Annotated in this window: 5 protein-coding genes and 1 rRNA gene; 1 reads left to right on the top strand and 5 read right to left on the bottom strand. The window is 68.5% G+C overall.

The window, feature by feature from the left end; translation table 11 throughout:
- Positions 1-305 (bottom strand): 16S ribosomal RNA (locus AS181_RS17255); the annotation flags it as partial.
- A gap of 735 nt (positions 306-1,040) precedes the next feature.
- Here AS181_RS17255 and mftM point away from each other — a divergent pair.
- Complete coding sequence (gene mftM / locus AS181_RS17250) at positions 1,041-1,904, top strand: mycofactocin oligosaccharide methyltransferase MftM (RefSeq protein WP_058252765.1); 864 nt, start codon at positions 1,041-1,043, stop codon at positions 1,902-1,904.
- A gap of 35 nt (positions 1,905-1,939) precedes the next feature.
- On the opposite strand, the gene AS181_RS17245 is transcribed toward mftM, so the two are convergent.
- From AS181_RS17245 to madC, 4 genes are all read right to left on the bottom strand, one after another.
- Positions 1,940-2,596 carry a MadR family response regulator transcription factor gene (locus AS181_RS17245; protein ID WP_058252764.1) on the bottom strand — a complete coding sequence of 219 codons (657 nt, stop codon included), beginning with the start codon at positions 2,594-2,596 and terminating at the stop codon, positions 1,940-1,942.
- Positions 2,593-3,972 (bottom strand): MadS family sensor histidine kinase, encoded by a 1,380-nt coding sequence (locus AS181_RS17240; RefSeq protein WP_058252763.1) that lies wholly within the window; start codon positions 3,970-3,972, stop codon positions 2,593-2,595. The genes AS181_RS17245 and AS181_RS17240 overlap by 4 nt, the downstream gene beginning before the upstream one ends.
- Positions 3,972-5,147 (bottom strand): iron-containing alcohol dehydrogenase, encoded by a 1,176-nt coding sequence (locus AS181_RS17235; protein ID WP_058252762.1) that lies wholly within the window; start codon positions 5,145-5,147, stop codon positions 3,972-3,974. The genes AS181_RS17240 and AS181_RS17235 overlap by 1 nt, the downstream gene beginning before the upstream one ends.
- An 86-nt stretch (positions 5,148-5,233) precedes the next feature.
- Positions 5,234-6,790: a MadC family VWA domain-containing protein gene (gene madC / locus AS181_RS17230; RefSeq protein WP_058252774.1), complete on the bottom strand. Its 1,557-nt coding sequence runs from the start codon at positions 6,788-6,790 to the stop codon at positions 5,234-5,236.
- Positions 6,791-6,792 lie beyond the last annotated feature (2 nt).

Here is a 6,792-nt window from a genome sequence, read left to right as displayed (position 1 = left end):
CGATCACCCTCTCAGGTCGGCTACCCGTCGTCGCCTTGGTAGGCCATTACCCCACCAACAAGCTGATAGGCCGCGGGCCCATCCCACACCGCAAAAGCTTTCCACCAACCACCATGCGACAGTTGGTCATATCCGGTATTAGACCCAGTTTCCCAGGCTTATCCCAGAGTGCAGGGCAGATCACCCACGTGTTACTCACCCGTTCGCCACTCGAGTACCCAGCAAGCTGGGCCTTTCCGTTCGACTTGCATGTGTTAAGCACGCCGCCAGCGTTCGTCCTGAGCCAGGATCAAACTCTCCATGAAAAAACCGTGAAACAAAACCAACCCCACAAGGGCCGGCGTTTCAACACAATCAGGAAAGCACAACCTGACCAAAATAAACCTAGCAAAATGTGACACCCAGGACGGGGCCCGAACGCCACACAAAAAACAAACATCTACATCCACAAAGATGCACGATGCCAAATTGGCATCAGACAATTCATCATCACACTATCGAGTTCTCAAAGAACACACACCCACCAGCTACCCACCCCACATCAGGGCTCTCACCAGCAGACTTCGCATTCAACCTTGCCAGCCACCCCGTCTCCGGGGCAACTCTTCCAGCCTACCAGACCCCACCCGCAGCCCGCAACCCCGAAGAATTCCGAACCACTGAGAGACCCAGCAAACCCCAAACACTCTACCCGAGCCACAACGACTCAAGCCAAAATATTCAGGGGCGGCCAGCCAAGAAACCCGGTCTCCACTCCCCACCATCAGACCCTTCCAGGCCCTTCCGGGGCGGCGCCGTGGCTCGCTGACTTGAAGAAAGTTACGCAAGCGGATCGCTGGGGTCAAATCGCCTGCTCGCCGCCCGCCAGTACAGCCATCGTCGCAGGTCATCGCTTTCCCATCGGAGTCGAATCCCGCTGCTGCGCGCGGATTTCGGTGAATCACATCGATGTGACGTGCGTCGCAGACCGTCCTTTCGGACAGGTCATCACCCCCGGTCGGTCAGTTATGCGCAGGTCAGAGGGTTCATACGGTCGAAACATGACCGCGACCGAACTGGCCACGACCCCGACGACCGCGCCCATCGGCGCATCGCCGGTACCCGGACTCCCACCGCGGGTTGTCTCGTCCGCGCTTGTCCCCGAGGGGTTCACGCGTTGCGGTCTCCTCTCCTGGCGCCGACAGGCGGGCGTCCTGCACATCGCCCATCCCTTCGACGAGCACAGCATCTCCGACGCCGTGGTCGTCGACGGACTCGTCGCTCTCGTCGAGGCCGGCGTGTTGGCCGGGCAGTCGCAGTTCGAATCCGCCGCGATGGGGATCATCCGCACCTCGGCGAGTAGGTCCACCGACGCGTGGGCGGCTTTCTACGACAACTCGCTTCGCGAACTACGCACGGGCGCATCGGCATTCGCGCCCGTCCACAAACGCGCGCGGAGACTCGTCTCGGGCGGGGCCGTCCTCGAGGTGGGATCGTGCTTCGGCTTCTTCGCTCTCGCCTGCGCCCTGGACGGTCTCCAGGTCGCGGCCTGCGACATCTCGCCCGGAGCGGTGTCGTTGCTCTCCGACGCCGCTCACCGACTCCGACTGCCCGTCGTCGCAACCGTCGGGAACGCGATCGCTCTCCCCTACGCCGACGACTCGGCCGACACCGTCACGCTCATCCATCTCCTCGAACACCTCGATCCCGCGGGGGCGCACGCCGCGATCGGCGAGGCCCTCCGGGTCGCCCGGCAGCGCGTGGTCATCGGCGTGCCGTTCGAAGACGAGCCGAGCCCGCACTTCGGCCACCTCGTCCGGCTCACCGAGAACGACCTGTGCGGCTGGGCTCGAGCCGTCCCGCATGCCGGCGCCGAGGTCCTCGTCGATCACGGCGGATGGCTCGTCCTCACCCCCGGGTCCTGATTCCTCGAGTCCGGCCGCGGTACCGAGCGACCGCGTCATATCAGCCCGCGTTTGCTGGCGATGTACACCGCGTCGGTCCGCTTGGACACCCCGAGCTTGCGAATGATGTTGCGAATGTGGAACTTCACGGTTGACTCCGAGATGTAGAGCGTCTCGCCGATCCGCTTGTTCGACAGCCCGTCGGCGAGGAGCCGCAAGACCTCGCGCTCCCGGTCGCTGAGTGCCTCGGACTTCTCGTTCTCGCCGGACACCGCGCGGAGGACGACGGCCGCGCTGCGCGGGTCGAAGGCGCTGCCGCCGCCGGACACCGCCTGGATCGCGCGCACGAGTTCGGTCGTGTCGACATCCTTGACCACGTACCCCCGGGCTCCCGCCCGCACGGCGCGCACGACCAGATCGTCGTCGAGGAACGTGGTCAGCACCAGCGCGGCGACCTCCGGGTGGCGCTGCGCGATCTGCTCGATGAGCCGCAGCCCCTCGTACTCGGTGCCCGCCGACAGCTTGAGGTCGACCACGACGACATCGGGGTGTCGGGCGTTCACCTCGGCCAGCGCGGCGTCGGCCGATCCCGCCTCGCCGACCACGTCCACGACGTCCTCGCGCTCCAGCAGCGACCGCATCCCCTGGCGCAGGAGGGCGTGGTCGTCGACGAGAAGGGTCCGGATGGGGCGCCTGATGTCGTTGTCACTCAACCGAACTCCTTCGTTCTGAGCGGGTCGTCGGGCGTCGCGGTGCCGGCCGTGCCGATCGGCAGCACCACCGCGACGCGGATACCGCCGATGCGCGACCGGCGGATCCGCAGTTCGCCTCCGAGCTCGGCGGCGCGCGAGGACATGTTGGCCAGGCCGCGGTGCCGTCCGGCCGTGAGATCGCCGAGCGACGCAGTGCGCATCACCCGGCGCAGATGTTCGGGATCACCGACGCCGTCGTCGTCGACCGACAGTGCGACGGTGTCCATGGCGTAGGTGAGGGTCACCGTGACCTGGTGGGCACGCGAGTGTACGGCGGTGTTGAAGAGGGCCTCGCCGGCGATCCGCAGCAGGGCGTGCTGGACCTCATCGGCAAGATCGCGCTCCCGGCCGCGCATGTGGACCGCCGTGCGCAGGTCCGGCGGCATGTGCAACGAGCACAGCTCGGTCAGGACGTCGCGCACACTCGGCGACGGCGCGTTCGTGGCGTTGTTGAGCGCGTAGATGAACGACCGCAACTGCTCCACGGCCTCCTTGGTCAGCCGGCCCGCCATCTCCAGGCGATCGAGTGCGGGACCTTCGACGATGCCGCGACACAGTTCGATCTGCACCCCCGCCGACAGCACCGACTGGGTGACCGAGTCGTGGAGCTCGCGGGCGATCCGTCCGCGCTCCTCGTTGAGCACGGTCGCCCGCATCGCCGCCGACAGTTCGCGCTGGGTACGTTCCAGTTCGGTGTTGCGCTCGGCGAGTTCCATTGCGTGGCGGTCGGTCTCGGAGAACAGCTCGGCGTTGAGCAGTGCGACGATCGCCTGGCTGGCCAGGATGCGCAGCACGACGAGATCGGTGGGATCGACCATGCGACCGACCGGTGTCCAGGCCGACAGTCCCCCGACGACGTTGCCGTCGAGTTCGACGGGGACGTGGACGTGGTCCTCCTGGAGGATCGCGCCGTGCAGGACGGTCTCGTGTCCGCGGAGGATGTCGTTGAGCCGGTTGAGCACCTCGTCGGGCAGGTCGTCGGGTGTGGCGGCCCGCTCGGACCCTTCGAAGGCGTAGAGCCGACCACCGCTCGCGCTGATCAGGTGGCGCGGGGCCGACTGCTCGAGTCGGCCGTCCGCGAGCGCGAAGACGACCCAGTCCGCGCCCAGATGGTCCCGTGCCGCCTCGACGACCGCGATGACCAGGGCCTCGGGCCCCTCAGCCGTACGGACGAGCGCGCGCGAAATCCGTTCCAGCGCATCGACGACGCGACTCAGTCGCGCCTCGACACCGCGCAGCGCCGCGTAATGGCTGCCCTTGACGCTGCGGAGTCCGACCAGGCTCTCGAGGTCGGCCTGTTCGGGGAGAGCGCTTCGCTCGGGCGACGGACCGGTCATCACAGCGCTTCGGCGTAGAGGTCCCGGATGCCTGCGGCCTGCGGACGCCGCGGGTTGGTGGTCATGCACGAATCGGCCAGCGCGTGGGCGGTGAGGCGGTCGAGGTCGGCGCTGCGCACGCCCAGCGGTTCGAGCGACGCCGGCATGCCGACCCGGGCGCCGAGCGCGGCGATCGCATCGGCCAGTCGGTCGGCGACGGTCCGGGCGTCACCGGATGTCTCGACCCCGATGGCGTCGGCCAGGTCGACGAAGCCGTCGGCACACACATGGGCGTTGTAGCGGATCACGTGCGGCAGCAGGACGGCGTTGATCGCGCCGTGCGGGGCGTCGCAGTGCCCGCCGACCGGGTGACTCATCGCGTGCGTGGCGCCGAGTATCGCGTTGGTGAACGCCATCCCCGCCCGTAGCGCCGCGAGCGACATCTCCTCGGCCGCCACCCGGTCACGCGGATCGTCGACGAGCCGTTCGAGATGCGTCCACACACCGCGAATCGATTCCAGCGTAAGCGAATCCGTGAGCCGCCCGTGCGCGAGCGAGACATAGGCCTCGACGCAGTGGGTCAGCACGTCCATGCCGACCTGCGCGGTGACCTCGGCGGGCGCGGTCATCAGCAGGGTCGGGTCGCTCACCGTCACATCCGGCACCAGCGACCGCCCGATGATGGTCACCTTGGTGCGCCGCTCGGCGTCGTTGATGATGCAGAACTGGGAGACGTCCGCGCCGCTACCTGCCGTCGTCGGCACCGCGATGAGCGGTGGGAGCGGTCGCCGCGCGCGGTCGATCCCCTCGTACTCGAGGATGTGGCCGCCGTTTGCAGCCAGCACGGCGACCCCTTTCGCGGCGTCGATCACCGAGCCGCCACCCAGTGCGACGAGTCCGTCGGCGTCGTGCGCCTTGTAGGCGAGGAACGCGGCCGCGACCTCGCCTGACCGCGGGTTCGGCGACACATCCAGGTACGACGCCGCGTCGAGTCCACCGGCGCGCAGCCCGGCGATCAGCTGGGCGTACCAGGGCGTGCGCTCGAGACAACGGTCGCTGACGACGAACGGTCTGCGCATCCCGAGTCCCGCCGTCGCCACCGGCACCTCTCCGAAGGCTCCCGGTCCGAGGACGATCTCCGGGGTGTGGAACTTGGCGACCTGGCCCGAGGTCCGGCGGCGCGCGTCACCCAGCATCCGACCTGCCTCCGATCCATCCGTCCCGACCACTCCGCTCGACCACACCGGCCGGTCGTCTCACCGGTACCCCGACGCTACCCACCTCATCGGAGCGCCGCACCCAACTCGTCGCAGCGCGCGAGCATCTCGGCACCGTCGCGCACGCTGACGACGCCGCTGCAGTGGTCGGCGTAGTCGGCCATCGCGCACCCGGACTGCTGCCAGTAGCGTTCGGGTTCCGGTGTGATCCAGGCGATCCGATGCGATCGCCGGCCCACCTCGGCGACGAGGTCGACGCGCGGGTCGAGTCCGTTGCTGCGCGCGTCCCCGACGACCAGTACCGAGGTCCGTCTGCTGATCAGGTCTCCGAACTCGCCCAGCAGTTCGCCGAACATGCGCCCGTAATCGCTCGTCGCGGCGAGATCGAGACCGTCGGCGGCCAGCACCGCTGCGAGGGCCGAGTCGGCGGCCGCGGTCCGCAATGCGGTCGTGACGCGCACCGGCCTATCCACGAACGCGATGACCTCGCAACGGTCACCGAAGCGGTGCAGTGTCTGTGCCAGACGCAGGATGAACCCCGTGACCGGCCGGACCGAGAGCGAGACGTCCACGAGGACGAGCATCCGGACCGGACCGGGGCGCCGGCGGCGTCGCCACAGTTCGGCGGGCACACCGTCGGTCGCGGCCGCCGCTCGCATCGTTGCCCTGATGTCCAGCGCACCACGGTCGACCGGACGGACCACCCGTCGCGGCGCGCCGCGCATGCGCTGGATCAGCCGGTGGCACGCGCGATCGATCTCCGCCTGGTCGACGTACCCCTCGGCCCGCCGGTCCGCGCCGGACACTGCCTCGACGACTCCGTCGGCGTCCAGTCGGGCGACCAGTGCGTCGACGAAAGCACCCAGTGCGCGTTCGAGTTCGGCTCTCCGCGCATCGCCGAGGTCGTCGTTGCCGTCGGTGCCGTATGCCTTGCGCGGATCGTAGGCGTCGAGTGCGGCGAGGATGGCGTGGGCGCCGGTCAGCCCGAGCGGCCGACTCGAGACCCGGGCCGCCGATCCGGTCAGTTCGCCGACGGTCGACGAGTCGGCGGAGTCGACCTCGACCGTGTAGGTCACTCCCCCACCGGTCGTGCCGCCGTCCGGGTCGACGCCGAGCTGCTCGGCGCCGGCCGAGACGCTGAAGTCGTTCTCCTCCCGGTGAGCGCTCTCGGCGTTCCGGTGCGCGGCGTCGGGATCGTCGGCCATCAGGTGGCCGATCTCGTCGGTGTGTTCGTCGGCGCCGATCTGGCGGGCAGCGCCCTCGAATTCCTCGTCCCAGACCACGTCATCGGGCAGATCGGCCGCGACGCCGCGGGCCCGGGGAAGGTCGTCCTCGTCGGCGCTATCGGGTTCGGCGCCGAGGAAGAAAAGCTCGAAGGCCCGCTCGAAACCCGCTGTCTCGTAGCCGTATTTGACGCACACGCTCTGTAGCGCCGCACGCAGGACCGCCGGCTCGGCACAGCCGACCATCGACAGGGTCCGCCGGATCTCGATGACCTCGGCGGGCGAGGCCGCGATCCCGGAGCTCCGCAGGACCCTTCCGAACGCGACCGCGAGCAGGTCGAGCGGGTCCGCCCGCCTCGCCTTCGCGACGGGTACCGGGGTGGCCGACGCCGCAGTCATCG

The sequence above is a fragment of the Gordonia sp. SGD-V-85 genome (genome assembly GCF_001456905.1).
Lineage (GTDB): Bacteria > Actinomycetota > Actinomycetes > Mycobacteriales > Mycobacteriaceae > Gordonia > Gordonia hongkongensis.
Note: the sequence above shows the minus strand (reverse complement) of the source record. Positions and strands in the feature narration are given on the sequence as shown.